24 protein-coding genes and 1 tRNA gene are annotated in these 26,774 nt (G+C 73.8%); 15 read left to right on the top strand and 10 right to left on the bottom strand.

What is annotated here, in order from left to right; all coding sequences use genetic code 11:
* Nucleotides 1–14 precede the first annotated feature (14 nt).
* A complete protein-coding gene (gene topA / locus KG102_RS01445) occupies nucleotides 15–2,735 on the top strand; it encodes a type I DNA topoisomerase (RefSeq protein WP_208210219.1) in 2,721 nt (906 codons plus the stop codon).
* A gap of 12 nt (nucleotides 2,736–2,747) precedes the next feature.
* Here the strand turns inward: topA and KG102_RS01450 are convergent, their stop codons facing one another.
* Nucleotides 2,748–3,215: a hemerythrin domain-containing protein gene (locus tag KG102_RS01450; protein ID WP_208289611.1), complete on the bottom strand. Its 468-nt coding sequence runs from the start codon at nucleotides 3,213–3,215 to the stop codon at nucleotides 2,748–2,750.
* A gap of 354 nt (nucleotides 3,216–3,569) precedes the next feature.
* Between KG102_RS01450 and KG102_RS18680 the strand changes: the two genes are divergently transcribed.
* The 7 genes from KG102_RS18680 to KG102_RS01485 all read left to right on the top strand — a co-directional run bounded on the left by KG102_RS18680 (nucleotide 3,570) and on the right by KG102_RS01485 (nucleotide 10,646).
* Nucleotides 3,570–5,294, top strand: coding sequence for a DUF222 domain-containing protein (locus tag KG102_RS18680; RefSeq protein ID WP_249667421.1), 1,725 nt, complete (start codon nucleotides 3,570–3,572; stop codon nucleotides 5,292–5,294).
* A 111-nt stretch (nucleotides 5,295–5,405) separates the two neighbouring features.
* Nucleotides 5,406–6,413, top strand: coding sequence for a Gfo/Idh/MocA family protein (locus KG102_RS01460; protein ID WP_208289610.1), 1,008 nt, complete (start codon nucleotides 5,406–5,408; stop codon nucleotides 6,411–6,413).
* A gap of 38 nt (nucleotides 6,414–6,451) precedes the next feature.
* A complete protein-coding gene (gene tmk / locus KG102_RS01465; protein WP_208289609.1) occupies nucleotides 6,452–7,093 on the top strand; it encodes a dTMP kinase in 642 nt (213 codons plus the stop codon).
* Nucleotides 7,090–8,229, top strand: a complete 1,140-nt coding sequence (locus tag KG102_RS01470; RefSeq protein ID WP_208289608.1) for a DNA polymerase III subunit delta' — start codon at nucleotides 7,090–7,092, stop codon at nucleotides 8,227–8,229. The genes tmk and KG102_RS01470 overlap by 4 nt, the downstream gene beginning before the upstream one ends.
* Nucleotides 8,230–8,365: 136 nt before the next feature.
* The gene (locus tag KG102_RS01475; protein WP_243884631.1) at nucleotides 8,366–9,943 is read left to right on the top strand and encodes an alpha/beta hydrolase; all 1,578 of its coding nucleotides are present in this window, start codon (nucleotides 8,366–8,368) and stop codon (nucleotides 9,941–9,943) included.
* A gap of 85 nt (nucleotides 9,944–10,028) precedes the next feature.
* The gene (locus KG102_RS01480) at nucleotides 10,029–10,583 is read left to right on the top strand and encodes a hypothetical protein (RefSeq protein ID WP_208289607.1); all 555 of its coding nucleotides are present in this window, start codon (nucleotides 10,029–10,031) and stop codon (nucleotides 10,581–10,583) included.
* A tRNA-Thr gene (locus KG102_RS01485) sits at nucleotides 10,574–10,646 on the top strand. The genes KG102_RS01480 and KG102_RS01485 overlap by 10 nt, the downstream gene beginning before the upstream one ends.
* 183 nt (nucleotides 10,647–10,829) lie before the next feature.
* Here KG102_RS01485 and KG102_RS01490 read toward each other — a convergent pair.
* The 3 genes from KG102_RS01490 to KG102_RS01500 form a co-directional block, all read right to left on the bottom strand.
* Entirely contained in the window at nucleotides 10,830–11,120 is a 291-nt protein-coding gene (locus tag KG102_RS01490) for a hypothetical protein (protein WP_208289606.1), read from the bottom strand.
* A gap of 87 nt (nucleotides 11,121–11,207) precedes the next feature.
* Nucleotides 11,208–11,555 (bottom strand): DUF952 domain-containing protein, encoded by a 348-nt coding sequence (locus tag KG102_RS01495; RefSeq protein ID WP_208289605.1) that lies wholly within the window; start codon nucleotides 11,553–11,555, stop codon nucleotides 11,208–11,210.
* A 25-nt stretch (nucleotides 11,556–11,580) separates the two neighbouring features.
* Nucleotides 11,581–12,117 (bottom strand): hypothetical protein, encoded by a 537-nt coding sequence (locus KG102_RS01500; protein ID WP_208289604.1) that lies wholly within the window; start codon nucleotides 12,115–12,117, stop codon nucleotides 11,581–11,583.
* A gap of 122 nt (nucleotides 12,118–12,239) precedes the next feature.
* On the opposite strand from KG102_RS01500, the gene KG102_RS01505 reads away from it, so the two are divergent.
* The 4 genes from KG102_RS01505 to KG102_RS01520 all read left to right on the top strand — a co-directional run bounded on the left by KG102_RS01505 (nucleotide 12,240) and on the right by KG102_RS01520 (nucleotide 15,657).
* Nucleotides 12,240–13,298, top strand: coding sequence for an RDD family protein (locus KG102_RS01505; protein ID WP_208289603.1), 1,059 nt, complete (start codon nucleotides 12,240–12,242; stop codon nucleotides 13,296–13,298).
* Nucleotides 13,299–13,475: 177 nt separating this feature from the next.
* A complete protein-coding gene (locus tag KG102_RS01510) occupies nucleotides 13,476–14,456 on the top strand; it encodes a DUF4214 domain-containing protein (RefSeq protein ID WP_256440404.1) in 981 nt (326 codons plus the stop codon).
* Nucleotides 14,457–14,675: 219 nt separating this feature from the next.
* Entirely contained in the window at nucleotides 14,676–15,344 is a 669-nt protein-coding gene (locus KG102_RS01515) for a LiaF transmembrane domain-containing protein (RefSeq protein ID WP_208210208.1), read from the top strand.
* Between the two features lie 4 nt (nucleotides 15,345–15,348).
* A complete protein-coding gene (locus KG102_RS01520; protein WP_208289602.1) occupies nucleotides 15,349–15,657 on the top strand; it encodes a hypothetical protein in 309 nt (102 codons plus the stop codon).
* Here KG102_RS01520 and KG102_RS01525 read toward each other — a convergent pair.
* The gene (locus KG102_RS01525) at nucleotides 15,654–16,361 is read right to left on the bottom strand and encodes a DUF5701 family protein (protein ID WP_243884629.1); all 708 of its coding nucleotides are present in this window, start codon (nucleotides 16,359–16,361) and stop codon (nucleotides 15,654–15,656) included. The two genes, KG102_RS01520 and KG102_RS01525, sit on opposite strands and share 4 nt — an antisense overlap.
* A 26-nt stretch (nucleotides 16,362–16,387) precedes the next feature.
* Complete coding sequence (locus tag KG102_RS01530) at nucleotides 16,388–17,362, bottom strand: hypothetical protein (RefSeq protein WP_213363023.1); 975 nt, start codon at nucleotides 17,360–17,362, stop codon at nucleotides 16,388–16,390.
* Nucleotides 17,363–17,421: 59 nt separating this feature from the next.
* Here KG102_RS01530 and KG102_RS01535 point away from each other — a divergent pair, with 59 nt between their 5' ends.
* Nucleotides 17,422–18,636: a M15 family metallopeptidase gene (locus KG102_RS01535; protein ID WP_208289600.1), complete on the top strand. Its 1,215-nt coding sequence runs from the start codon at nucleotides 17,422–17,424 to the stop codon at nucleotides 18,634–18,636.
* A gap of 3 nt (nucleotides 18,637–18,639) precedes the next feature.
* Here the strand turns inward: KG102_RS01535 and KG102_RS01540 are convergent, their stop codons facing one another.
* From KG102_RS01540 to KG102_RS01555, 4 genes are read right to left on the bottom strand one after another with little or no spacing between them, the layout of a single operon-like run.
* Nucleotides 18,640–20,073, bottom strand: a complete 1,434-nt coding sequence (locus tag KG102_RS01540; protein ID WP_208289599.1) for a DHA2 family efflux MFS transporter permease subunit — start codon at nucleotides 20,071–20,073, stop codon at nucleotides 18,640–18,642.
* The gene (locus KG102_RS01545; protein WP_208210203.1) at nucleotides 20,057–21,127 is read right to left on the bottom strand and encodes a DNA polymerase domain-containing protein; all 1,071 of its coding nucleotides are present in this window, start codon (nucleotides 21,125–21,127) and stop codon (nucleotides 20,057–20,059) included. Before KG102_RS01545 ends, KG102_RS01540 begins: the two co-directional genes overlap by 17 nt.
* Nucleotides 21,128–21,166: 39 nt before the next feature.
* Complete coding sequence (locus KG102_RS18940) at nucleotides 21,167–24,079, bottom strand: helix-turn-helix transcriptional regulator (protein ID WP_307802841.1); 2,913 nt, start codon at nucleotides 24,077–24,079, stop codon at nucleotides 21,167–21,169.
* A complete protein-coding gene (locus KG102_RS01555; protein ID WP_208210202.1) occupies nucleotides 24,061–24,303 on the bottom strand; it encodes a hypothetical protein in 243 nt (80 codons plus the stop codon). The genes KG102_RS18940 and KG102_RS01555 overlap by 19 nt, the downstream gene beginning before the upstream one ends.
* 325 nt (nucleotides 24,304–24,628) lie before the next feature.
* On the opposite strand from KG102_RS01555, the gene KG102_RS01560 reads away from it, so the two are divergent.
* A complete protein-coding gene (locus tag KG102_RS01560) occupies nucleotides 24,629–25,033 on the top strand; it encodes an ATP-binding protein (RefSeq protein ID WP_249667422.1) in 405 nt (134 codons plus the stop codon).
* A gap of 201 nt (nucleotides 25,034–25,234) precedes the next feature.
* Nucleotides 25,235–26,749 (top strand): chromosome partitioning protein, encoded by a 1,515-nt coding sequence (locus tag KG102_RS01565; RefSeq protein ID WP_208289598.1) that lies wholly within the window; start codon nucleotides 25,235–25,237, stop codon nucleotides 26,747–26,749.
* The last annotated feature ends 25 nt before the right edge of the window (nucleotides 26,750–26,774 follow it).

A 26,774-nucleotide genomic window follows, 5' to 3' on the forward strand; every position in this document is an offset into this window, starting at 1 on the left:
GAAGGGCCTGATCGATGTCTGCAGGGCGCAAGCTCGTGATCGTGGAGTCGCCTGCCAAGGCGCGCACGATCGCCGGGTACCTGGGCGAGGGGTACGACGTCGAGGCGAGCGTCGGGCACATCCGCGACCTCCCCCAACCCTCCGAGCTGCCGGCGGACATGAAGAAGGGTCCCTTCGGAAAGTTCGCCGTCGACGTCGACAACGGCTTCGCCCCCTACTACGTGGTCGACGCGGACAAGAAGAAGAAGGTCAGCGAGCTCAAGAAGCTCCTGAAGGACTCGGACGAGCTCTTCCTGGCCACCGATGAGGACCGCGAGGGCGAGGCCATCGCCTGGCACCTGCTGCAGGAGCTCAAGCCCAAGGTCCCGGTCAAGCGCATGGTGTTCCACGAGATCACCCCCGAGGCCATCCAGCGCGCCCTGGCCAACACCCGCGAGCTCGACGACCGCCTGGTCGACGCCCAGGAGACCCGCCGCATCCTCGACCGGCTCTACGGGTACGAGGTCAGCCCCGTGCTCTGGCGCAAGGTCCGCCAGGGGCTGTCCGCCGGCCGCGTGCAGTCCGTCGCCACGCGCCTGGTGGTCGAGCGCGAGCGCGAGCGCATGGCGTTCGTCGCCGCCGACTACTGGGACGTCACCGGCACGTTCGCGGTCGAGGACTCCGCCGAGCCGGCGTTCACGGCACGGCTCACCTCGGTCGACGGCCGTCGCGTCGCCACCGGTCGGGACTTCGCCGACGACGGCCGCCTCCGCTCGGCCGACGTCGCCCACCTCGACGAGGCCCGCGCCACGTCGCTCGTGTCCGGCCTGGCCGAGGCCGACTTCTCCGTCGCGAGCCTCGAGACCAAGCCCTACACGCGCCGGCCGGCCGCGCCGTTCACCACCTCCACGCTCCAGCAGGAGGCGTCGCGCAAGCTGCGGATGGCGTCGCGCCAGACCATGCGCACGGCGCAGAGCCTGTACGAGAACGGCTACATCACCTACATGCGTACGGACTCGTCGTCGCTGAGCACGCAGGCGATCGACGCCGCGCGCCGGCAGGCGTCCGAGCTGTACGGCGCCGAGTACATCCCGGACGCACCGCGCGTCTACGCGAGCAAGGCCAAGGGCGCCCAGGAGGCGCACGAGGCCATCCGGCCCGCCGGCGACCACTTCCGGACCCCCGCGCAGGTGGCCAAGGAGCTGTCGGGCGACCAGTTCCGGCTGTACGAGCTGATCTGGAAGCGCACCGTCGCCTCGCAGATGGCCGACGCCCGCGGGCAGACCGCGTCCGTCCGGCTCGGTGCCAGGGCGGCCGACGGCACCGACGTGCTGTTCTCCGCCTCCGGCACGGTCATCACGTTCCGCGGCTTCCTCGCCGCGTACGAGGAGGGCCGCGACGTCTCGCGGTACTCCGAGGACGCGGAGGCTCCCGCCGAGAAGGAGGACGCGCGGCTGCCGAAGATGGCCGAGGGCGACCCCGTCTCGGCGTCCGACCTGAGCGCCGACGGCCACCGCACGTCCCCGCCGCCGCGGTACACCGAGGCCTCGCTGGTCAAGGCGCTCGAGGAGCGTGGCATCGGTCGACCGTCCACCTACGCGGCGACGATCTCCGTCATCCAGGACCGTGGGTACGTGACCGGCCGCGGGCAGGCGCTCGTGCCGTCGTGGCTCGCGTTCGCCGTGACGCGGCTGCTGGAGGAGAACTTCGACTGGCTGGTCGACTACGACTTCACGGCCGAGATGGAGGAGGACCTCGACGCGATCGCGGCGGGGGACAAGGACCGCGTGGCGTGGCTGTCGCGGTTCTACTTCGGCGACGGGTCGGGCGACGAGGAGGGCGAGGGCCTGCGGGACCTCGTCGCGAACCTCGGCGACATCGACGCCCGCGAGGTCAACTCGATCCCGATCGGCGACGGCATCGTGCTTCGGGTCGGCCGGTACGGGCCGTACCTGGAGGACTCCGCCGCGGAGCCCGGCGAGGACGGCAACCCGCGCCGCGCGTCCGTGCCGGAGGAGCTCGCTCCCGACGAGCTGACGGTCGAGAAGGCCCGCGAGCTGCTCGAGACGCAGCCCGAGGGTGACCAGGTGCTCGGCACCGACCCGACGACCGGAACAACGATCGTCGCGCGCAACGGCCGCTACGGCCCGTACGTGACCGAGCTCCTGCCCGAGCCGGAGATCGACCCGTCGCTGTCTGCGGCCGCCCAGAAGCGCGCCCTGGCTGCCGCTCCGAAGCCGCGGACCGCGTCGCTGTTCAAGTCGATGTCGCTGCAGTCGGTCACCCTGGACGACGCCCTGATGCTGCTGTCGCTGCCGCGCGTGGTCGGCGTCGACCCCGAGACGGGCGTCGAGATCACCGCCCAGAACGGCCGCTACGGCCCGTACCTGAAGAAGGGCACCGACTCCCGCACGCTCGCGTCGGAGGAGGCGCTGTTCACGACCACGCTCGAGGAGGCGCTGGCCATCTACGCGCAGCCGAAGCGCGGTCGCGGGGCCACTGCCGCGCCGCCGCTGCGCGAGCTCGGTGACGACCCGACCTCCGAGAAGCCGATCACGGTCAAGGAGGGGCGCTTCGGCGCCTACGTCACGGACGGGGTCACCAACCGGACCCTGCCGCGCGACCTGACGCCCGAGACGATCACGCGCGAGCAGGCCATCGAGCTGCTCGCCGAGAAGCGCCTGTCCGCTCCCGCCAAGAAGAAGGCGCCCGCCAAGCGCGCCCCTGCCAAGAAGAAGGCGACCGCCAAGAAGTAGCCGCGACGTCGGTCAGACGTCGCGGCCGAACAGCTGCTCGGCGATGAGTGCCGGTCCGGCGAGCCCGTCCAGCGCGGCGACGACGGTGCGTTCCTCCCAGCGGAAGTGGGACTCGAGGATCGCCGCCAGTCCGTCGATCTGGCCGCGCACCCGCGTCGGGTCACCGGCGGGGTTGGTGAGTACCTCGTCCAGTCGCTGCAGGATCTCCGCGACGACGGCGTGGTCGCGCGCGAGCCCGTCGAGCGTGTCCCGCAGCTCCGGGTACTGCGCCGCCAGCGCCGGGAACGCGGTCCGGTCCTCGCTCGTGTGGTGGCGGCTGATGGCGCCGCAGAACGCCGCGCAGTGCAGCCGGAGGTCCGGCGTCAGCCCGGGGCTCTCGTCCAGGCCGTCGAGAAGCCGGTCGAGCTCGTCCCGCAGGCGGTCGTGAACCTCGACGAGCTCCTGACCCCAGGCGGCGAGGCGGTCAGGGACGGGCGGCACCCGGATATCCCACAGCGTGCGGGGTGAATGTGTCAATGGGCACTGCAGAATAGCCGTCGCAATCGGGCAGGTACACGGGCTCCTGTGGAATTCCGGGGCTGTGGGCGGCTCGATGGAATGTCCTTTGCTGCGACGCGTCATTGTCGTCCCTGCTGGCTGACGCCCGCCTGCAGAGCGGGATCCCGGGGTCGGCGCCTCGAGCAGCACGCGTCGACCCGTGTAAACGCCCCTGCGCGCGGACGCCTTCTGTCGACGACCGATCGCATTCCCGGGGCACGCCCCTCGCGCCCGAATGAATGTCGGTGGTCGATGCAATGCTTGCCGAAGCAGAGACATTCCCGGTGGAGGTGAACGGTGTCGATCGACGAGGTGTCCTCAGGTGCCGGACGCACCCCCGCCCGCACCGCCGCCCGCACCCCCGCCCGCACCCCCGCCCGCTCCGCCACCCGCACCCCCGCCACCGGTTCCCAGGGCAGTGCGCGCACGCCGGAGCACGATGCTGTCGCTCGCAGTGCTGGTGCTGGTTCTGTTGGTGTGGTTGCTGACGGGGCGGACGGCGACGGCGGCGCCGATGCTCCTGGGGTCACTGGTGGTCAGGTCGCTGGCGGTGGGACGGTCGCTGGGGCGGTGGCGGCACTGGCGGCGTTGACGGCGGCGGTCGATGCGTTGGCGGCGGTGTCGGATCCGACCGTGCCGGGTGGCCGGTTGGAGGGTGCGGCGGCGGTCGACGTGGTGCGTGAGGCGTTGGCGTTGGCGGGTCGGTTGTCCGCGATTGCGGCGCGGGTGGTGCCGGTGGTGGAGGCTGACGGGTGGTGGGCGGTGGACGGTGCCCGGTCGATCACGACGTGGGTCGCGGCCCAGGGGCGTTTGAGCCATGGGCAGGCGGGTCGGGTGGTGGCCCTCGGGCGGGCGTTTCGTGATGACCTGCCGGCGACCGCGCGGGACGCGGTCGCCGGGGTGGTGGCGCTGGAGGCCGCGCACGCGATCGCGGCCGCCGCCAACACCCCGGTACGCCGCGCCGCGTTGGGCGCACCGGTGGGGCAGTGCGGTGAGGAGTTCCTGGTGGCCCAGGCCCGGGCGCTGCCGGTGGCCCAGTTCCGGGTGCTGGCGCGTCGGTGGGCCGCGGCGGCGGACCCGGCCGCGGACGAACGCGGGTATGCCCAGGCGGTGGACCGGGAGTTCCTGGAGCTGTCCCAGACCGTCGAGGGGTGTCACCTGGCCGGGTTCTTGACCAGCGAGCACGGGCACGCCCTGGCCGCGGCGTTGCACGCGCTGGGCGGCCGGTCGGCGGACCAGGCCGGTCAACCCGCGGCGCGGCGCCGGGCCGGGGCGTTGGTGAACCTGACCCGCCTGGTCCTGGACCGGGACCTGACCGGCGCCACCGGCACCCACCGCCCGCACATCACCGCCGTGGTCGACTACCCCACCTTGCACCGCGCCCTGGACCACGCCCCCGGCGCCCCGGCAACACCGATCCCGCCGGCGGAGGAAGGAGGGACGGCCGTCCGAGACGCGACGGCACGAGACGCGACGGTCGGGGACGCGATCCCCGCGGACACGGGGCTACCTGATCCGGCGGACGACCAGTCAGCCACTGGGTTGCATGGCGCAGCCCTGCCCACGCCCCGGCCGGCGCCGACCCGGGACCGAGCCCCGGCGCCGGTCGCGGAGCCCGACCGGTTCGCGGTCGCCGACCTGGTCGGCACCGGACCCATCCCCGACACCGTCCTGGCCCGACTGGCCTGCGACTCGGCGATCACCCGCGTCGTGTTCGGACCTGCTTCCCAGATCCTGAACGTCGGGCGCACCGAACGCACCTACACCGGACCCAAACGCACCGCGATCATCGCCCGCGACCAGCACTGCCAATACCCGACCTGCGACGCCCCACCCGCCCTGTCCGAGATCCACCACACCCACCACTGGCACCGCGACCACGGCACCACCGACACCCACACCGGCATCCTGCTGTGCTGGCACCACCACACCACCGTCCACGACCGAGCCATCGAGATCACCCGCCACCCCCACGGCCACTGGACATTCACCGACCGCCACGGCCACCCGCTACGCACCTGAGGCTCGACGTCCGGCGGGACCCGCCCGCTGACCCGGCGCGGCCGGGCGCGACGTTCGTGACCCCGGGTGACAGGTCATCGCGGCGGCGTCGTGCGCGCTAGGTTGTCGCCCATGGCAGACCGCGCTGAAGACCCTCGTTCCGCTCCGCCTATCCGCTGGGGGATCCTCGGCGCCGGCAACATCGCTGCGACGTTCTCGTCGGCCGTCAACGCGCACACCCGCGCCCAGCTGGTGGCCGTGGGGTCGCGCAACCGCGACCGCGCCGAGCGGTTCGCCACGGCGCACCACATCCCGACCACGCACGTGGGCTACCGCGAGCTGGTCGAGGACCCGCAGGTCGACGCCGTGTACATCGCGACGCCGCACTCCGAGCACAAGGAGCAGGCGCTGCTCGCCATCCGCGCCGGCAAGCACGTGCTCGTCGAGAAGGCGTTCACGCGCAACGCGGGCGAGGCCGAGGAGGTCTTCGCCGCGGCCCGCGCCGCCGGGGTGTTCGTGATGGAGGCGATGTGGACGCGGTTCCTGCCGCACGTCTACGCGCTGCACCAGGTGATCGACGCCGGTGAGATCGGCGAGATCATCAACATCACGGCGGACCACGGGCAGGCGTTCACGTTCGACCCCAAGAGCCGGCTCTTCGACCCCGCCCTCGCGGGCGGTGCGCTGCTGGACCTCGGGGTGTACCCGGTCTCGTTCGCGCACGACTTCCTCGGCGTCCCGGACGTGGTGCAGGCGGTCGGGCAGCTGACCCAGACCGGTGTCGACGGCCAGATCTCGATGGTGCTGTCGTACGGGGAGCGCGCGCAGGCGACGCTCTCGACCACGCTGTGGTCCAAGACGCCGACGACCGCGAGCATCTCCGGCACTGACGGTTTCATCGCCGTCCGCGGCGGATTCTTCACGCCGACGTCGTTCCGGGTGCAGCGCCTCGACGGCCGGGTCTGGGAGTTCGACCAGCCCAGCGCCAAGGGCCTGCAGTACGAGGCCGCGGAGGTCGCCCGGCAGGTGGCCGCCGGGGCGACCGAGAGCCCGCGACTCACGTGGGCGAACACCGTCGAGGTCATGCGGACGATGGACACGGTCCGGGCCCAGATCGGCGTGGCGTACCCGGGGGAGTAGGGCCGGGCGTGTCCCCGGCGGCGGCTACCCTGACGCACGTGAACCCGCCCGACGCTGCCACCCCTCCGGGGCTGTTCCTCTCCTTCGAGGGTGGCGACGGCGCCGGCAAGTCGACGCAGGCTCGACTGCTGGGGGACTGGCTGACGTCGCTCGGGCGTGAGGTCGTACTGACGCGCGAGCCGGGCGGGACCGAGCTCGGCGTGCTGCTGCGCGACGCGGTCCTGCACGGCGACCACGTCGACGCCCGCACCGAGGCGCTCATCTACGCGACGGACCGCGCGCACCACGTCGCCTCGCTGGTCCGCCCGGCGCTGGCCCGCGGGGCGGTGGTCGTGACGGACCGCTACCTCGACTCGTCGGTGGCCTACCAGGGCAGCGGCCGGGACCTGGGCGCCGACGAGGTCGAGCGACTGTCGCTGTGGGCGGTCGACGGTCTGCTGCCGGCGGTCACCGTCCTCCTGGACCTCGATCCGGTCGCCGGCAAGGCGCGGCTGACCGGGGACCCGGACCGGCTCGAGCGGGCAGGCGACGACTTCCACCGCCGGACGCGCGAGGCGTTCCTCGGACGCGCCGCGGCCGAACCGGCGCGCTGGCTCGTGCTCGACGCGACGAGGCCGGTCGACGAGCTCGCCGCCGCCGTCCGCGATCGGGTCGCACCGCTCCTCGGGGTCGCGCCGTGACCAGCGTCTGGGACGACGTCGTCGGGCAGGAGCCCGCGGTCGAGGTGCTGCGGCACGCGATCGAGGACCCCGCCGCGATGACGCACGCGTGGCTCCTGACCGGTCCGCCCGGCTCCGGGCGGTCCAACGCGGCGCGCGCGTTCGCCGCGGCGCTGCAGTGCGCGTCCGGTGGCTGCGGCGTCTGCCACGACTGCACGACCACCCTGCGCGGGCTGCACCCGGACGTCACGGTCGTGGCCACGGAGGGCGTCTTCATCCGTGCGGAGACGGCGCGCCCGCTGGTCGAGCTCGCGCAGCGCTCGCCCTCGCAGGGCCGGCACCGCGTCATCATCATCGAGGACGCCGACCGGCTGAACGACACCAGCGGAAACTCGCTGCTCAAGGCGATCGAGGAGCCGGCGGGCCGCACGGTGTGGATCCTGTGCGCCCCGAGCCCGCAGGACGTCCTGGTCACCATCCGCTCCCGCAGCCGGTCCGTCGCGCTGCGGGTGCCGCCGGTCGACGCCGTCGCGGCGCTCCTGGTCTCGCGCGACGGCATCGACCCGACCGTCGCGGCGATCGCGGCGCGGGCCGCGCAGAGCCACGTCGGGATCGCCCGTCGGCTCGCCCGGGACCCGGATGCGCGGGCGCGGCGGTCGGCGGTGCTGGGCATCGCGGCGAAGATCCGCGGCGTCGGCGATGCCGTGCTGGCGGCCGGTGAGCTCGTCGAGACGGCGCAGGCCGACGCCAAGGCGGCCACCGAGCAGCGGGACGCCGAGGAGAAGGCGGCACTCCTGCGGTCGATGGGCGCCGAGGGCGCCGCGACGCTCCCGCCGACGCTGCGCACCCAGGTCCGGCAGCTGGAGGAGGACCAGAAGCGTCGGGCCACCCGGGCGCAGCGCGACGTGCTCGACCGCGCGATGGTCGACCTGCTCTCGCTCTATCGCGACGTGCTGGTGGTGCAGCTGGGCGCGGGTGTCGAGCTGGTGAACATCGAGCACGAGGCGTCCGTGCGTGCCCTGGCCGAGGCGAGCACACCGGAGCAGACGCTGCGGCGGATGGACGCCGTCGGCCAGGCGCGCACCCGGCTGGCCGGCAACGTCGCCCCGCTCCTCGCGGTCGAGGCGATGGCTGTGGCGCTGCGGCCGCAGGGATAGCAGCGGCGCCGTCCGCTCCGGTCCGGACGTACCGAGAGGGACCGTGCGGATCGAGGACTGTGCAGATCGGGTGATGGTCGGACCGTGCGCGCGGACCGGGCAACGGGCCTTCAGCATCGGCGGCTACCGTGGGGGCATGCCGCTTTCCGACCGCCTCGCCATGCCCGCGCGCGCGGCACGCGACCCGCGGCACCGCCCCGCCGTCGCTCTGTCCGCCCTCCTGGTCTGCGTGCTGCTGCTCGCCGGGTGCGTGCCACCCAAGAACCAGGCGGCCGGCCCGACCCCGGGAGCAACCTCCGAGGCGCCGGGGGCTCAGGGACCGGCCGAGCTCGCGCGGTTCTACGGGCAGGAGCTCGAGTGGACCACGTGCGCGCAGGGCGAGTGCGCCACCGCGCAGGTGCCGATGGACTACGCGGACCCGGATGGGCCGTCGATCGGGATCGCCCTCGCGCGTGCCCGGGCGACCGGCGGAGAGCCGATCGGCTCCCTGCTGCTCAACCGCGGTGGGCCGGGAGCGTCGGGCGTCGACTTCGTGCAGCAGGTCTCGGGCATGGTCGGCACGGAGGTCAAGCGGCAGTACGACCTGGTCGGGTTCGACCCGCGCGGCGTGCAGCGCTCCAGCCCGGTCGAGTGCGTCGACGGGCCGGGTCTCGACGAGATCCTCGCGTACGACGCGGACTACTCGACCGACGCCGGCATCCAGGACGTCATCGACATGTACGGGGAGCTCGGTGCCGCCTGCCTGGAGAACACGGGCGAGGTGCTGGGTCACGTCGACACCGTCAGCGCGGCGCGCGACCTGGACGTCCTGCGCGCGGTGCTCGGTGACGACACGCTGGCCTACCTCGGCTTCTCCTACGGCACGGCGCTCGGCGCCACCTACGCGGCGCTCTTCCCGCAGACTGTCGGCCGGCTGGTGCTCGACGGTGCGCTCCCGCCCACGCTGACCTCCGCGGAGGCGTCGCAGGGTCAGGCCGTCGGCTTCGAGAACGCGCTGCGCGCCTACGTCGCCGACTGCCAGGCGGGCCCGCGCTGCCCGCTGGACGGTTCGGTCGACGACGGACTCGCTCAGATCCGGGAGATGCTCGACCGGGCCGAGGCCAACCCGCTGCCGACGGGCTCCGCGCGCGACCTGACCCGGTCGCTCGCCTTCTACGGCGTCGCGCTGCCGCTGTACGCGCAGTCCCTGTGGCCCTACCTGACGCAGGCCCTGACGCTGGCCATCGACCAGAACGACGGGTCGGCGCTGCTGCAGCTCGCGGACCAGTACTCGGACCGCTCGCCCGACGGCACGTTCAGCACCAACTCCACCGTCGCGTTCTACGCGATCAACTGCCTGGACAGCCGCGACTCCGCGGACGTCGCCACGATGCGCGCCGAGGCGGCCCAGATCGAGGACGCCGCACCGACCGTCGGGTACTTCTTCGGGTACGGCGCCACCGTGTGCGCGCAGTGGCCGGTCGCCGAGGTGGGCGGTCTCGAGTCGTACGCCGCCGAGGGCGCGGCCCCCATCCTCGTCGTCGGCACCACCAACGACCCGGCGACGCCCTACAGGTGGGCCGAGGAGCTGGCCGACCTCCTGTCGTCGGCCGTGCTGCTGACGTACGAGGGCGAGGGCCACACCGCGTACGGCTCCTCCAACGCGTGCACCGACGATGCCATCGACGCCTACCTGCTCACCGGGACGGTCCCCGCGGAGGGCACGCGCTGCTGACCGCGCGTCCAGTTGCTGCTCGCCACCCGGCGGGCGACAGTGGCTCGATGGCAGCCATCACGCGCGGACTGATCGCGGGCACGGCGTGCTGACGCGCCTCGACGACGCCCCCGCGCGACGGCGGCCCCGTGCCGGCCTGGTGCTCCGGTCGCTGCTGCTCGGGTGGGCCGCAGGCGCCCGCTCGTCCCTCGGGCCGGCGGCCCCGACGATCGCCGGTGACCATCACCCGGTGCTGCGCGCCGGGGCGGCGACGGCCGTCGCGGGGGAGCTGCTCGTCGACAAGCTGCCCGTCGCACCCAGCCGGCTCGCGTACGGCGGAGCGTTCGTCCGGGCAGCGTCGGGGGCCGTCGGCGCCACCCTGCTCGCCGCGCGGGACGGGTCCCGCCCGTTCGCTCCCGCGCTCGCGGGCGCCGCGGGCGGTCTGGCGGGCGCCTACGGCGGCGTGGCGTGGCGCGGGTGGGCGGCCGGGCACGTGCCCGACTGGCAGGCAGCCCTCGCCGAGGACGTCGTCGCCCTGACCGCGGCAGCGCTCGCGTGCGCTCCCGGCCGGCTCCGACCGCCCGCTTTGGAGGGCCGGGGGTCCTCCGGGTACAGTGGGCGGGCTCGCCGGGGTCCGCGGACCGCGACGACGCCGCCTTAGCTCAGTCGGCAGAGCGTCTCACTCGTAATGAGAAGGTCAAGAGTTCGATTCTCTTAGGCGGCTCAGACGGAAAAGGCCCCGCCACCAGCCAACCGGCTGGGGCGGGGCCTTCGCTATGTGAAGCGCCGGGGTGAGATTTGTAGCCAAGTCTGTAGCCGATCCGTTCCGGGCGTTCTGAATAGGTCGGCCGGACGCGGTCGGCCGGAACCCACCCAAAAGCCACTCGCGGTCGTTCCCGAGGGTCTGCTACCGGTCGGAGACTTCCCAGAGCTCGAGCACGACGTCGTAGCCTCGGCCTAGTGCATCCTGCAGGGCGCCCCGCAGGCGCACCGCTTCTTGTGCGTGCCCCTCAGCTACTGCCGGGTCGTCCCAGCCGCGCTTCCAGTCGTAGTGCTCGTTAAACACGCGCGCCCATGTCTTGAGTTCCGTCGCGAGAGGTTCGTCGATCGGTACGTCGCCTTCCTGCGCCGGGCCATCGGAGACCCACAGGGGCCAGTCGACGGTGTACTCGTTCATCAGCCGGACACGCACCGTCATTCTCAGCATCCTCCCCCGGGGAACGACGTGATGACGAGGGTGTTATTGCGCGAGATGATGACTCATGCCGCTCGTGCCGCGTCCCGGTCAGAACCGGAACGCACCCGAGGCGTCGACGGCCGCCGGGCGCACCGCCGTCACGAAGCCCGGCTCGATCGGGCCGTAGACGTGGGGGTAGAGCTCGCCGTCGCCCCCGTCCTCGTCCACCACCCGGGTCCCGGCCGCTCGGATCCTCTCCGGGTCCAGCACGAGGACGCACAGGTCGGCGTCGTCGTCGCCATGGACCGCCTTCGCGACGGCACTGATCTGGTGCGGGTACGAGGCGTGGATGAAGCCGACCTCGTCGAGAAAGGCACCTCGGGTGGACACTCGGTAGGTGCCGGAGGCCAGGGCGGCCTCCCAGTCGTCCCGGTGCGCGACATGCAGGATCTCCATGCCGGAAGTACACCAGGCGTCGACCTCAGGACGTCGGGCGCGCCCACTGCGCCGGCCGCAGGTACCACCACGACGAGACGGCGAGGACCACCGCGGACGCGACCACCGGCGTCGCCACCGGCCCCAACCACGTCACCGGGATCAGGAAGAACACGTCGGTGTCGGCGAGGCTCGTCGGCCAGCCGGTGAGCACCCGCAGGAAGAGGTAGTAGGTGAGGTCCCACACGGTGAACGCGATGAAGAACGCGGCCACGCCGTGCCAGAACCCGCGACCGGCCAGCACCGCGACCGCGGCCAGCATGAGGATGGTCGCGGCTTCCCGCACCGTCTCGGCGCGGGCCAGGTCGGGGTCGACGAGCATCGGCTGCACGGGGTCGACGAAGCGGATCACGCCCAGGTCGAGGTACACCCGCCGCACGGGGGCGTCGTAGTCCAGCTGTGGGCCGAGCACCAGGCGCAGGTAGTGGACGACCGCGGCCTCGACGTAGCCGAACCCGATCCCGAACGCGACGACTGCGCCGTAGCGCACCCAGCGAGCCCGCGAGATCCCGGCCGTCCCCATTCGCGCATCGTGCCCGCTGCCCGTGCCGAGCGCGAGACGGCACCGCGCCGCACGCGCGTCGGCTCCCCGCGGCGCCATCCATTCCCGGGACGGAGAGCCCTGTGACCTGCCAGAATTCGGCCGTGACCGTCGCGCCGGTGCTGCCTGCGGACCCCGTTGCGCCCGCCGACGCACCGCCGCTCGCCCCCTGGTCCCGCCGGGTCGTTGCCGCCCTGCTCGACGGCTCGATCCTGGGCGGCGCGACCTGGGTCGTGCTGGGAGCCGGCGGCCTGGCGCCGGACCTGACGCCCACGTTCACGCAGGGCCCGGCCGGCGACGTCGACGCGGTCGCCTGGTTCACGAGCCCGTGGCTCGTCGCGCTCCTGCTCGGGATGCTCGCGCTGCAGGGCTGGACGGGGGCCACCCCCGGCAAGCGGGTGGCGGGTGTCGCGGTCGTGCGGGTGTCCGACGGGCTGCCGGCGGGTGTCCTCGTGTCGGGCGTGCGCGTGGTGGCACACGTGCTCGATGCGTTCCTGATGATCGGGTACCTGCGGCCGCTGTGGCACGAGCGCAGGCAGACGTTCGCGGACTCGATCGCCGGGACCGTGGTGATCCAGACCCGCGAACCCCCGGCCCACCCCTGGTTCGCCCCGGTCCGGCACGCGCCCTCGGCGCTCGGCTCGACGAGCGTGAGCGTGCTGGCGCTGGCCGCGTGCGCGCTGGGCGTCGGCTTCTCCATCACGTCGACGTCGACGTCGACCGGCAGCTCGTGGGAGTCGACGGTGCCCTGCGTCGCGGACGGCACGGTCGCGACGCGGTCCGCCGTCGCGGTCGTCTCGCGCACCGGCGGCAGCACCACGCGCGAGCACCGTCTGTGGATCAGCAGAACGACCGACTCCGACGAGGAGTCCGCGCTGGCCGTCCGGTGGACGTGGACCGCCACGGACCGGGACCTGGTCGGCGCGTTCTACGAGACGGACATCCGGCGGGCCGACGGGTCGACGATGGAGGTGTCGCAGGAGCTGCCGTCGACCGGCTCGGCGTCCGAGGTCCTCGGGGTCGCCCCCGCGACCATCGAGGCGGACGACCTGCAGAACGCCGGCTCCGGGTGGACCGCGCAGACCCGGCTGGTCGTCGGCGGCGAGGTCGTCGGATCCTGCACGTTCGACAGCGCCGACTGGGACGCCATGAGACGCGGCTGACGCGGACACGCCGTGCCAGAACCTGCGCATCGCAACCGGCCCACGAGCGGTCGAGGACTCGATACGCTCCCCTCACGTCATGGGCCCGAGGCAGTGCCCGCGGTAGCGGCTGCGGAAGGGTCCGGCGTCGGACACGGTGACACCGCCGCGCCTGCTCCTGCTCCCCCTGGAGTCCACGTGCGTCTCGCTCGCCCGGCCGTTGCGCTCGTCGTCGCCAGCCTGCTGCTTCCCGGCGCGGCAGAATCGGCTTCCGCCTTGACCCTCGAGGGCGCCAATGCCAACGAGAAATACGTGATCTCCGTGTACGAGGACCTCTTCGGTCGCGCGCCGGACCCGACGGGCCGGACGACGTGGACGACCGCGCTGGGAGCGGGCACGCCTCGCATCGCGGTCGCCAACTCGATCACGTCGTCGGTGGAATTTCGGTCCGGGTTGATCATCGACGCGTACGAGGAGTACCTCGGCCGTGGACCCGACGCCCCGGGGCTGCAGTTCTGGCTCCGGAACATGGCCGGGGGTATGACCATCGAGCAGCTGCACTCCGGGTTCATCGCATCCGACGAGTACTGGGCGCGCGCCGGTGCGACCGGTGCAGGCTGGGTCAGTGCGCTGTACGTCGATGTCCTCGGCCGTGAGGCGGGCGGCTCGGAGGTCGCCTTCTGGCTGGACGAGCTGAACCGGGGAGCGACCCGTGCGCAGGTGGCGATGGGCTTCCTGCTGTCGACCGAGTACCTGTCGTCGGTCGTCGACGGCTACTACTGGTGGCTGCTGGGCCGCGGCCTGGACCCGAGCGGTCTGGGGACGTGGGTCTCTGCGATCCAGCAGGGTGCACGCGACGAGCAGGTCATCGGCGGGATCATCGCCTCCGAGGAGTACTGGGCCAACGAGACGTCCCGTCCGTTCGTCGGGTACATCATCCTGTCTCCGAGAGAGGAGACGAGCGTGCCCCTCGGTACCGGGTGGACCTACACCGTCGAGGCGTACGAACCGAACGGTGCGCCCATCGGCGACGTCACCGACGAGGCCCACATCACGTGGGACGGCCAGCCGTGCACCCTGGGGTACTGCCAGCCCACATCGGTGGGCCCGCACGAGATCCACGCGGTGCACCGGGGCGTGAACGCCCGGTCGACGCTGACGGTCGTCCCTGCCCAGTGACCCGCGGGCCGTCAGCGCCGGGCTCCCGGGCGGTGAGCGGGAGACGGCGTCCGGAAGATCGTCGTGTCCGGCATGGGTGTGTGCCCGGCTCCGGGTGGACCGCGCAGACCCAGCTGGTCGTCGGCGGCGAGGTCGTCGGATCCTGCACGTTCGACAGCGCGACCGGGACGCCACGAATCGCGGCTGACCTGCGCCTGCGGCACCAGTACCGTGGCTCCCATGGATCGTCGTCGCCCTCCCGTGCAGGTGCTCCTCGGTGTGCTCATCGTCGCGGTCGGGGTGATCGCACTGCTGACCCAGCTCGACGTCCTCAGCGTGGACCTGGGTCAGCTGTTCTCCGACTGGTGGCCGCTGATCATCATCGGCGTCGGCCTGGCTGCGCTGATCGCCGCCCCGCGCGCGTGGTTGGGGCCGACCGTCATCATCGTGGTGGGACTGCTCTTCCTGCTGCAGTCGCTCGACGTCCTCGACGTGAACTTCTGGGAGATCCTCTGGCCGGTCGCGGTGATCCTGGTGGGGCTCTCGCTGATCACGAACTTCGGCAGCCAGTCGGTCGATGACGACGTCATCAACTCCACGGTCTTCTGGTGGGGGTCGGACCGCAAGACGCGCTCGCAGCAGTTCAAGGGCGGGACGCTGACCGCCATCATGGGTGGCATCGACGTCGACCTGCGCGAGGCGGACATCGTCGACCGGGCCGAGATCTCGATCTTCACGTTCTGGGGCGGGGTCGAGCTCAAGGTGCCGCCGACGTGGCGCGTGCGGACCAGCGGGCTGCCGATCCTCGGCGGCTGGGAGGACAAGACGACGCTCCCGCTGCAGGACGGCGCCCCGGAGCTCGTCGTGCGCGTGACCACCATCATGGGCGGGGCCGAGATCAAGAGCTGAGACCGTGCCCTCCTACCGGGTGGTCGCCGCGATCGGCCTGCTGCAGCCGGGCGTCGCCGCCCCCGACGTGCTCCCTCAGGCCGTCGCCGTCGCCGAGGCGATGACGACGGTCGAGGCGTTCGACGTCGCGGTCGTGCGCGGCCAGGCACGGGTGACCGTGCGGTACCAGGCCGACGACGACCAGAGCGCCCGACGCATCGGGTGGGCGGTGCTCGCGCGGCTGGACGAGCTGGCGGACATCAGCGGGCGCAGCGTCACCCGGCGGTTCGGCTCGCGGTGGTACCCGGTGCGCGCGCAGACGGGCAGCGGCTAGGCCGCGAGCCGGTCGGTGGCCGACGCCGAGCCGAGCCACGAGTGCGGGTTGCGGTCCCAGCACCAACCGAGCTTCGGCCGGCGCTCGCTGATCCAGACCGCCGGCACGCGCTGGTTGCCACCGGTGCGTGAGGCGAGCAGGGAGAAGCACTTGTTCGGCCGCAGCATGTCCGGCCGCACGACGACCAGCGCGACGCCCTCGGCCATGGTCAGCGGCGTGCGTCCCCGCGCCGTGATGGTGGCGAGCGCCTGCTCCGGCGGCACACCGCAGAACTCCGAGCCGGTGTCGATGCCGCGCAGGAGGTACGGCCCGGCGGGGACGTCGACGCCGGGGATCGGCCGATAGGTGGGGGCCTCGACGCGGTCGATGACGCTGATCCCGAGCTGTCGGCCGCGGCGCATCGCGGGTACGAGGTCGTTCACGTCGAGCCCCGGGATCACCAGGACGAACGGCACGGCGTCGCCCTCGACCGCCGCCGGCACCGCGGGGGCGTCCGCCGCGCCGGCCAGCGGCGCCAGCCGGTCGCGGAACGCCGTCGCGTCCTCGCCCAGCAGCGCCGGGATGCCGAGGTCGACGTAGGCGGCGATCTGGCGCTCCAGCTCCGCGCGGGGGTCCGCGGTCGGGTCGAACGCGGTGGCCGCCGCCGACGGGGGAGCGGTCGCCGTGGGGAGGTTCGGGTCGATCGCGGTGACGGGGACACCCATGGGTGGATTCTCGCGCACGACCGGCGTCAGAGCAGCGGGTCGCCCTGCCCCAGGACCAGCGGCTCGCCGACCGCGCGCGCGGGCCGGGCGCGTCCCGCGCCTCCCGAGGTGGCCGCCGAGTAGCGGTGGGCGACGAGCAGGCTGGGCGCGCCCGCGTCGGACGCCTCGACGAGGACGGCGCGCTGGCCGACGGAGGCGGGCTCATCGTCGCCCGGGAGGCGGCCCGACCACGCCACCGCGGCACGGGCTGCTCCGGTGCTGCGCACCCAGGCCCGCGCGGCGCGCAGCGCCTGCGTGGGATCGCCGCCGAAGCGGCGCACGTCCGGACCGTGCGTGGGGGAGCCGTCGACCACCGCGAACGGCGCCGTGCCGTCGCCCGACGCGAGCGTCGCCTCGAGCGCCTGGTCGAGCACCCCGAGCGCGATGTCCTGCGCGGCCGGGGACGGGGGACGGGGAAGGTCGGCAGGCGTCCGGAAGACCGGCGCGGCGGCCGCCGCGACTGCAGCCCCCGGCGGGGTCCGCGGGCTCGGCACCTCAGTGCCGGACTCGGGCGTCAGGTGCGCCGCGGCGGCGGCGACGTACTCGGCCACCCACTGCGGGCCGCAGCCGGCCTGCCAGCGGGCCGCCACGTCCGCCAGGGGCAGCGCCGCGTCCTGCCCCGAGGCGGACACCACGGCGGGGGTCGGCGCGTCGCCGGCCGTCCGCAGCGCCCAGCGGGCACCGGGCACGCGGGCCACGACGAGGTCGCCGACGCCCACCCCCAGGGCCATCACCATCGCCTGCGGAACCGGCGCCGGTGGTCCGGCGGCCCACCCGCTGCGCGCCCCGTGCAGCAGCGTGCCGACGGCGTGCGCGTCCGCGACGTCGGTCCCGCTGGAACGCAGGTAGGTGCGGGCGCGGTCGAGATGAGCCAGCTCGTCGGCGGTCAGCGGGCGCACACCCGGGACCGTGCCGTGAGTGTCGGACGCAGCACGGGCCAGCGTCGGACGCACCTCGTTCATGGGGTCGGGATCGGCCGCGGGCGGGGTGTTCTTGAGCGTGGCGCGGGGGGTTCCACCGGATGGCGGCGGCCGCGTCGGCGGCTACCCTGGCAGGCGATCCGCACGGGTGCGCCCGTCCACCGCTGGTTCCTGGAGCAGTCACCATCCGCCGACCGTCACGCAGCATCGTCGCCGCCGCCACCGCCGTCCTCCTGGTCGGCGGGGCGGGGAGCGCCTGGGCCTGGACCGAGCGCGAGGACCGGGCCGCGGCCGCCCTCGCCGCCCAGGAGCGCGCGGCCGACGCCCGCGAGGTGCTGGCGCTCGACGCCGCTGCGGCTCGCGCGCAGACCGCGGCGGCGGCGCGGTTGCAGGCCACGGTCGTGCTGACCGACGCCCGCAGCGTGCTCTCCGCTGCCGCCGAGCAGGCGCGCACGACGCTCGCGGCGACGCAGGACGCGGTCCCCGACGACGCGGTCCGGCAGGAGCTGGCGGCCGCGCTGGCGACGGTGGACGCGACCCTCGCGGCCACGGATCCCGCGACGACCGACGCCACCGCCGGCGACAGCGCCACGGCCGGCGACAGCGCCACCACCGGCGACAGCACCACCGCCGGCCACAGCGCCACCACCGGCCACAGCGCCACCGCCCTGCGCACGCTCGCCGCCGCGCTCGCCGCCGCGGAGGTCGCCGTCTCGGCCGCGCACCAGGAGTGGCAGGCGCAGGAAGCCGAGGCCGCCGCCGCCGCCGCGGCGGCTGCGACGACGCCGACCCCCAAGCCCGCCGGAAAGCCCAGCAGCGGATCGGCCCCGGCGGCACCCTCGTGCGGGACCACCTACACCGGCCCGCCGTTCTACACCTCGCCCGCGACCGTGGGCGGCGACGGGTCGAACGGCAGGCTCTCGCCGGACGCGCTGACAGCGATCTCCTGGGACGTCGACCCCCGCGGCACGCCCTACTACCTGACCAACGCGGCCGCCGCGGCGCTCGAGCGGCTGAACGGGGCGTTCCGCGCGGCCTTCGGTCACAACCTCGACCTCGACCTCACCTACCGCGACTACGACACCCAGGTGGCCATGCGCGAGGCGCTGGGCTCGGTCGCCGCCAAGCCGGGCACGTCGACGCACGGCACCGGCCTCGCCCTCGATGTTCCCGAGCTGCCCTGCGAGTACGGCTGGGACACCCCGCAGCGGAACTGGCTGGTCAGCAACGGACCCTCGTACGGGTGGGTCTCGCCGTCGTGGGCGGGCCGCAACGGCTCCAACCCGGAGTACTGGCACTTCGAGTTCCGCGGCTGAGCGTCACGTCACGTCGACCGGCCGCACGGCGTCGGTGCGGGACGGCACCGTCAGCAGCGAGATCACCCCGCCGCCCGCCAGCAGGCCCGCGCAGACGAGCATTGCCGTGCGGTGGGCCGGCTCGAGCGTGCTCGGGTCCGTCAGCGTCGCGCCCACCCCGGCGACCAGCGGCAGCACCGCGATGGCCAGGAGGCCCGCCACGCGCGCGACGGCGTTGTTGACCCCGCTGGCGACGCCCGCGAGGTGGTCCGGCGCAGCGGCCAGCGCGGTCGTGGTGAGGGGGGCGACCGTCGCGGACAGGCCGAGCCCGAACACGAGGATGCCCGGGAGCACGTGGCTCAGGTAGGGCGAGTCCGGTCCGATGCCCGCGAGCAGCACCGCGCCGACCGCGCACACCAGCGGCCCCACGGTCATCGGGATCTTCGGCCCCATGGTCATGCCCAGGGCGCCGGCCCGCGGAGACAGCAGCAGCATCAGCACGGTCACCGGCAGGGGCGCCAGGCCGGCGGCCAGCGGTGAGTAGCCGGCCACCACCTGGAGGGTCACGACGAGGAAGAAGAACAGCCCCGACAGCGCGGCGTAGATCAGCAGCGTGGCGGCGTTGGTGCCCGCGAACGGGCGCCACCGGAACAGGCCGGGAGGCAGCAGGGGAGCGGTGGCCCGGGACTCGGCGACGAGGAACGCGGCCATCGCGAGGACACCGGACGCCAGGGCGCCGACGACCAGCGCGTCGGCCGTCCCCCTCTCCGTCCACGCGGTGAACCCGTAGGTCAGCCCCGCGAGCCCGAGCGCGCCGAGCACCGTGCCGGCCACGTCGAGCGTGGTGGCCGCGTCGGCGTCGGCGCTCTCCGGCACGTGTCGCACGGTCACCGCGACCACCACGACCGCGAGCGGCAGGTTGATGCCGAAGATCCACCGCCACGTGGTGACCTCGACGATCCAGCCACCGAGGAACGGTGCCACCGCGCCCGCGATGCCGCCGAGGCCCGACCACGCACCGATCGCGCGGCCGCGGTCGGGGCCGCTGAACGTCGACTGGAGGATGGCCAGGGAGCCCGGCGTGAGCAGCGCGCCGCCGACCCCCTGGAACGCGCGCGCCGCGTTGAGCACCCCGATCGTCGGTGCCACGGCGCACAGCACGGACGCGACCGCGAACCACACGACGCCCACCAGGAAGACCCGCCTGCGGCCGAACCGGTCCCCGAGCGAGCCGCCCAGCAGCAGGAACGCGGCGAGCGTCAGCGCGTAGGCGTTGACGGTCCACTGCAGGTCTGCCGTGGTGGCGCCCAGGTCGTCGGCGATCGTGGGGAGCGCGATCGTCACGACCGTCGCGTCGATGAACGCGATCGCGGAGCCGAGCACGGTGGCGAACAGGACCCAGCGCCCGCGCGCGGAGGCGTAGACGATGCCGTCCGCAGGGTCAGCGGGGGCGGTCACGGTCCTTGCTCGGCTGCACGCGCTTGGGCTCGCCGGGCATCTTCGGGTACTCGGGCGGGTAGGGCAGGTCGCCCTCGCCGTCCTCGCGCTCCTGGCGCTCGGCCAGCTCCAGCAGCGACTCGATGGACCCGCGCGGGGCCGCGTGCCCCACGAGCGCGGCGAACAGGTCGCCCACCTGCGCGAACCTTTCGGGCATCGTCGTCACGTCGAAGTCGTTCGGGTGCACGTCCGCGACCTCGTCCCAGCGCAGCGGTGCGGAGACGGTGGCGCGGGGGTTGGTGCGGATCGAGTACGCCGAGGCGATCGTGCGGTCCCGGGCCATCTGGTTGTAGTCGATGAAGATCTTGCGGCCGCGCTCCTCCTTCCACCACTTCATCGTGACCTCCTGCGGCATCCGCCGTTCGAGCTCGCGACCGAACGCGATCGTGGCGCGGCGGGCGTCGACGAACGACCAGCGGGGCTCGATCGGCACGAACACGTGGATCCCGCGCCCACCGGACGTCTTGGGGGTCCCTTCGAGCCCGTGCTCGGCCAGCAGCTCACGCACGCGGGGCGCGACGCGGGCGGCGTCGTCGAAGTCGGTGCCCGGCTGGGGGTCCAGGTCGATGCGCAGCTGGTCGGGGGCGTCCACGTCGTCGCCCAGCACGGGCCACGGGTGGAACGTGAGCGTGCCCAGGTTGGCGGCCCACGCCACGACGGCGAGCTCGCTCGGCGCCACCTCGTCCGCCGTGCGACCGCTGGGGAACGCGATCCGCGCGGTCCGGACGTACTCCGGTGCGCCCTGCGGGACGCGCTTCTGGTAGAACGCGTCGCCCGTGGAGTCCATCCGGGTGGCCAGCTTGGCGCCCTCGAACACGCCCTTGGGCCACCGCTCCAGCGTGGTCGGCCGGTCCAGCAGCGCTCCGAGGATGCCGTCGCCGACGGAGACGAAGTACTCGACGACGTCGAGCTTGGTCAGGCCGCGCTCGGGGAAGTAGATCTTGTCCGGGCTGCTGACACGGACCGTCCGGCCGCGCACGTCGAGCTCCACCGCAGGCGTCTTCGTCGGAGACATGGCTCTCAACCTAGGGGCTGGGATCCGGCGCTGCCCAGGTCAGCCCGCACCGAGCAGCCCTCGCTGGTGCGCGACCGAGACGGCCTCGGCCCGTCCCGAGACGCCCAGCTTGGCCAGCAGGTTGGAGATGTGCACGGAGACCGTCTTGCCGGAGATGAAGAGCTTCTCGCCGATCTGCCGGTTGGACAGCCCCTGCGCCACGAGGGCGAGCACCTCCGCCTCGCGGGGGGTCAGCACGTCGACCCCGCCCACCCGGACGCCCGGCAGGTCCAGCCGGCCCCGGCGCGCGAGCCCTCGCACGGCGGTCGCCAGCGGCACGGCACCCATCGCGTCGGCGTCGCCCAGGGCGAGGCGGGCCTCGTCGCGGGCCGCCTCGCGATCTCCCGCCTCCAGGAGCGCCTCGGCGAGGCGGAACCGGCTGCGGGCGATCTCGTAGCGGTACCCGTAGTCGAACTCCGCGACGGTGGCCCGCCACAGCGCGACGTCGTTGACGCCCGTGAGCCGCGAGTGCTCGGCGTGCGCGCGCGCCAGCCAGGCCCGCCCCTCGGGGCCGAGCCGCCCACCGCGCGGCCGGCCGCGCTCCGCGGTCGTCCGCGCGCGCTCCAGGAGGCGTTCCCCCAGCGCCAGCCGCTCGGAGACGTCGCGTCCCAGGAGCCGTTCCTGTGCGGCGGCGTCCGCCAGCGCGCTCATGGCCAGCGCGACCAGCCAGATGCCGCCGAGGAAGTAGTCCGACCACGCCCGCCACAGGTGCTCCAGGAGCCGGAGCGCGAGCGTGATCGCCTCGTCGAGCTCCCCGCGCCAGGTGTGCGCGTCGATGGTGCAGCCGCCGGCCACCAGGGCGATCAGCCCGTCGCGGGACCAGCTGGGCTCCAGCGCGTTCCCGCGCTCCACCACGTCGTCGTCCCCGCGGGCCGCGGCCGCGTACAGGTTCATCGCGATCAGCGTGTCCGCCAGCTCCTCGGGCACCCCGCCGATGGCGGCGGGGGTCAGGTCGCCGGAGACGTACCCGATGAGCTGCGTGAACATGCGCAGCTCGACGCCGTAGACGCTCCACGTCATGCCCAGGGACCGGGCACGCTCGACGCCGTCGGCGGTCACCTGGCGGGCCGCCGTCAGGTCGCCCGCGTAGTACCGGTTGCTCGCCAGGTTGTACATGGTGCGCAGCTCGGTGGCGTAGTCGCGGGCTTCCCGGGCGCGGCTCAGCGCGGTGGTCAGCAGCCCGGCCGCCCGTTCCTCGTCGTCGACCACCAGCACCGCCAGGGTGGTCAGCGCGTCCGACTCGGCATCGGCCGCCCCCGCCGACCGTGCCAGCTCGACGGCGAGGGTCGCGCTGGCCTCCGCCTCGTCGTCGAGGTCGGCGTTCAGGGCGCTGCGCGCGTACGTGGCCAGCGCCCAGGCGCGCGCGGGCGTGGGGCTGTCCGGCAGGTCCGCGAGCGCCCGCGACGACTGCTCGAGCGCGTCGTGCACGTCCTCGACCCCCAGCAGGTACCGCGCGAGGACGGTGCGCAGCTGGGCCTGACGGGGGACGTCGGACGCCGTCTCCTCGACCGCGGCACGCGCCAGCTGCACCGCCCGGTCCACCTGCCCCGCGCGGCTCGCGGCCGCGGCGGCGGCCACGAGGACGTCGACGTGGTCGCTGCCCAGGGACCCGGCGACCTCCGGCACCGCCGCCCAGAGCCGCAGCACCACCTCGAGATGGCGCAGCTCCTCCGCCGGCGCGAGCACCTCGCGCGCCTGGTCGGCCGCCTCCAGGGACGCCTGCAGCGCGGTCGGCAGGTCCGGTGCCTGCAGGGCGTGCGACGCCAGCTGCGACGAGGGGCCCAGGCCCGGGTCGTCCCGCAGGACCCGCAGGTAGGCCCGGTGCAGCGCCGCCTGCTCGCCGGGGAGCAGGTCGGTGTACACCGCCTCGGCCAGCAGGGCGTGCCGGAACGCGATCAGGCCGGCCTCGCCGACCAGCACGTGGTGCGCGACCGCCTCCCGTAGCGCCGCGTCGACCCCGCCGGGGGCGGCGAGCTGAGGATCCCCGTCCGCGGCGACGGCCGCACGCAGGAGCGGCTCGGACACCCGCCGCCCCGCCGCCGACGCGATGCGGGCCAGGCGCTGGACCGTCGGGTCGAGCACCTCCAGGCGCGCGCGCAGGATGTCGGCGAGCGACCACGGGAGCTCGTCGGCCCCGGTGCCGGCCTCCAGCAGCTCCTCGGCGAAGTACGCGTTGCCCTCGGACCGGTCGATGACCCGGCGCAGCGTGGACTCGGGCAGCGGGGAACCGTGCAGGGCTGTGGTGAACTCGCGGACCTCGTCATCCGTGAACGGCGACAGGTCCAGACGCTCGACGCGGGCGTGCCGGCCGAGCTCCGTGGCGACGGGCCGCCACGGGTGGCGCCGGTGCAGGTCGTCCGTGCGGTAGCTGGCCACGACGAGCAGGTGCTGGTCGCGCAGCCGCGAGACGAGGAAGCGCAGCACGTCCCGGCTCGACGCGTCGGCCCAGTGCAGGTCCTCCAGGATCAGCAGGAGGGGGTGCCCGGGGCGGCCGACTGCGCCCAGCACCTCCACCAGGCCCTCGAACAGCTGGAGCCGGTTGGAGTGGTCGTCGGGAGCGCCGCCCTGCCCCGCCGGGCCGGGCAGCAGGCGGGCGAGCGCCGGGCGGTTGGCCACGACCGCGTCGACCGCGACGGGGTCGAGCGCCTGCAGCTGCGAGAGCGCCTCCGCGAAGGGCAGGTACGGGAGGCCGATCTCTCCCAGGTCGACGCAGTGGGACAGCACGACTCGGGCGCCCGCGGCCTCCGCCTGCTCGGCCACGTGCCGGAGCAGCCGGGACTTGCCGACGCCCGCATCGGCGCCGATCAGGACCGCCGTGGGCTCGTTGACGCCCGCGCGCTGCAGCGCCAGCGTGAGCTGGTCGACCTGCGCCGCGCGGGCGACGAACGGTGTGCTCATCGAGCCGCGTGCCATGTCTCCGATCCTCGCAGCAGCCACCCACGCGCCGCACGCACCGATCGGCGACGCTGGGTGGGCTGCGAGTCGTCGACGCGGGCGTCGACGCCGGACCGGTCGCCCGGCTCGTCGCGGGGCTCGTCGAGCTCCTCGGCGGGCGGGATGCGGCGCAGCGCCGTGAACAGGCGCTCGTGGCGGTAGGCGAGCTCGGCGTCGAGGGCGGGTCCCCAGAAGTCGGCCATGGTGTCCTCCTCATCGCGCCGGACGACCTGCCCGGCTCTCGTTGTCGAGTACGACACTCGCCGTGAGGGGCGTACCCCCGGATCGGTCGGTCGACCGGTCCTTCGCCGCGGCCTCGCCGCAGATCGGTCTGAGGTGGGCTCCCTGCCGTCTGAGGAGCCTCAGATGCCGATAGATACCCGTGACCTGCGGGGGAGCGACCCCGTCGGCGCCTCGTGCCGCCGGGTCGTTCACCCGGACGCGTGGCGTTCCCCCGGGCGAGAAGGCGCCGTGTCGGGCAGGCTGGGGCGCGTGGGAGACGTCCGAGACCTCCGGAGTGCAGCCAGCGTGCGTCGTCGCGACGCGCGCGCCGTCGACCGTGAGCTCGTCGTCGAGGCGGGCCGCACGGCCCCCCGGGCTGCCCGGCACTGGGTGATGCGGACCATCGCCGAGGCCGGGATCGGCGGAGCCTCCAACCAGGTGATCGAGCTCCTCACGGGCGAGCTGGTGTCCAACGCGGTCGTGCACGGGCCCGAGGCCGCACAGATCCGCATCCAGCTGCACATCGACGGGCAGGACGTGCGCGTCGGCGTGCGCGACACGGGTGGCGGCACCCCCACGGTCGGTCATCCCGAGCCGACCGCGCCGAGCGGACGTGGCCTCGCCCTGGTCGAGGCGCTGTCCTCCGACTGGGGCACCCAGCTCCACGACGACGGCAAGACGGTCTGGTTCGAGGTCCGCGGCGACGAGTGACGGGCCGACACGCCCGGGACGTCCGAGTGTGTCCGAACTCGCGTCCGCCCGTCCCCGTCCCGTCCTCGTCCCGTGCCCGCCCGGCGCGCTGAGCCGCCCCCCGCAGTCGGCAGCGCGCTGGCCTGCGTCTGCGCGATGCGCGCGAGGCCCGTGCGGCGTAGTTTCGGGGGCGGACGATCGGGAGCGAGGGGCAACCACACCATGAGTGACGCCAGCGACGGCAGCGACGGCACGCCAGTGACGACGAAGATGCCGGACATCCGCGCGGAGGTGCGGGACGACGGCACCGGAGAGATCTCGATCGACGGCGTCGTCGAGCGGGTGCGGATGGCGAACCTCGCCGAGGCGGGTGCGGCCATCACGACGCGCATCGCCGCGCTCGCGGGCACCGTCGGACGGCCCGTGCCCGTGCAGGTCCGCGACCCCGACGGCGTCTGGTCGCTGATGATCCACCCCGACGGCCTGGTCGACGAGGCACCCGCGCTCATCGACGGCGACGGCTCTGCCGACGGTCCGGCCGACCGCGACGGATCCACCGGTGCGGTGTCGTCCTCGCAGCAGGCGGCGTTCACCGGCGGAGACTCGGCAGCGCCGAGCGTGCCCGCCACGCTCCCCCCGCTCGCGGAGGGCACCCCCAGCACCCCGGCCCGAGGACCCGCGGCGACGCGGGGCAGCACGTCCCGGCCGACGGGCGCGTCGGCCGACGAGGACGGCGTCCCGGCGTCCGGTGGCGCCGGTGGCCCCGCCGCGACCGTCGGGACCGGATCCGGATCGACGCCGCTGCCGACGCTCGACGACCTGCTGGCCGCGCGCCACCCCGTCCCGGCCTCCGGTCCCGCCGAGCACGGGTGGCGTGCCGGGGTCCGACGGCTGACGTTCGGAGTGGTCTCGCCGGCACCGGGGCCCGTGGAGCGTCGTCGGCGGGTCGACTCGGCCTCCGTGCGCCGCACGCTCGACGGCCCGAAGACGGTCGTCGTGATCAACCCCAAGGGCGGCGCCCACAAGACGACGGCGACCATGCTGCTGGCGGCCACGTTCGGCCTGCAGCGCGGCGGGTACACCCTCGCGTGGGACAACAACGAGACGCGCGGCACGCTCGGCTGGCGGTCGTCGCACGCCGACCACACCCGCACGGCCGTGGACCTGCTGAACGCCCTGCCGTCGCTCGGTCCGCAGGGCACGGTCCGGATCGGTGACCTGGACGGCTTCGTGCGCACGCAGCCCAGCGAGCAGTTCGACGTGCTGGCGTCCGACGAGAACTCGGCGTCGGCGTCGTCCGTGGACGCGGACTCGTTCACCGCCCTGCACCAGGTGCTCTCCCGCTTCTACCGGGTGCTGGTCATCGACACGGGCAACAACATGCGCGCCTCGAACTGGCAGGCGGCCGTCGGGGCGGCCGACCAGATCGTCGTGGTGTCCACCGTGCGCGAGGACACCGCCCAGTCGGCCGCGTGGGCGCTCGACGCCCTGCGTGCCACCGGCCACGAGGAAGCGGTCCGCCGGGCCGTCACCGTGCTGTCCGCGCCGGAGCCGAAGGTGGACAAGGACCTGCAGAAGCGTCTGCGGTCCCACTTCGGCGCCCTCACCCGCGCGGTCATCGACGTGCCGCACGACCGGGCGCTGGTCTCGGGCGGACCCATCGACTACGACTCCCTCGACCTGACCACGCGTGACGCCTGGCTGCGGGTGACCGCCGTGGTGGCCGACGGGCTCTGAGCCGTTCCGGGCACGCGGGCGCCCG

This window comes from Cellulomonas fengjieae (genome assembly GCF_018388465.1).
Lineage (GTDB): Bacteria > Actinomycetota > Actinomycetes > Actinomycetales > Cellulomonadaceae > Cellulomonas > Cellulomonas fengjieae.

Bases quoted from the DNA above. Each gene is read 5' to 3' on its own strand.
- KG102_RS01545 (WP_208210203.1), bottom strand. From the start codon at position 21,127: ATGTCTCCGACGAAGACGCCTGCGGTGGAGCTCGACGTGCGCGGCCGG.
- KG102_RS01535 (WP_208289600.1), top strand. From the start codon at position 17,422: ATGGCGGCGGCCGCGTCGGCGGCTACCCTGGCAGGCGATCCGCACGGG.
- KG102_RS01495 (WP_208289605.1), bottom strand. From the start codon at position 11,555: ATGGAGATCCTGCATGTCGCGCACCGGGACGACTGGGAGGCCGCCCTG.
- KG102_RS01500 (WP_208289604.1), bottom strand. From the start codon at position 12,117: ATGGGGACGGCCGGGATCTCGCGGGCTCGCTGGGTGCGCTACGGCGCA.
- KG102_RS01460 (WP_208289610.1), top strand. From the start codon at position 5,406: ATGGCAGACCGCGCTGAAGACCCTCGTTCCGCTCCGCCTATCCGCTGG.
- KG102_RS01565 (WP_208289598.1), top strand. From the start codon at position 25,235: ATGAGTGACGCCAGCGACGGCAGCGACGGCACGCCAGTGACGACGAAG.
- KG102_RS01490 (WP_208289606.1), bottom strand. From the start codon at position 11,120: ATGACGGTGCGTGTCCGGCTGATGAACGAGTACACCGTCGACTGGCCC.
- KG102_RS01515 (WP_208210208.1), top strand. From the start codon at position 14,676: ATGGATCGTCGTCGCCCTCCCGTGCAGGTGCTCCTCGGTGTGCTCATC.
- KG102_RS01530 (WP_213363023.1), bottom strand. From the start codon at position 17,362: ATGAACGAGGTGCGTCCGACGCTGGCCCGTGCTGCGTCCGACACTCAC.
- KG102_RS01525 (WP_243884629.1), bottom strand. From the start codon at position 16,361: ATGGGTGTCCCCGTCACCGCGATCGACCCGAACCTCCCCACGGCGACC.
- KG102_RS01555 (WP_208210202.1), bottom strand. From the start codon at position 24,303: ATGGCCGACTTCTGGGGACCCGCCCTCGACGCCGAGCTCGCCTACCGC.
- KG102_RS18940 (WP_307802841.1), bottom strand. From the start codon at position 24,079: ATGGCACGCGGCTCGATGAGCACACCGTTCGTCGCCCGCGCGGCGCAG.
- KG102_RS01475 (WP_243884631.1), top strand. From the start codon at position 8,366: ATGCCGCTTTCCGACCGCCTCGCCATGCCCGCGCGCGCGGCACGCGAC.
- topA (WP_208210219.1), top strand. From the start codon at position 15: ATGTCTGCAGGGCGCAAGCTCGTGATCGTGGAGTCGCCTGCCAAGGCG.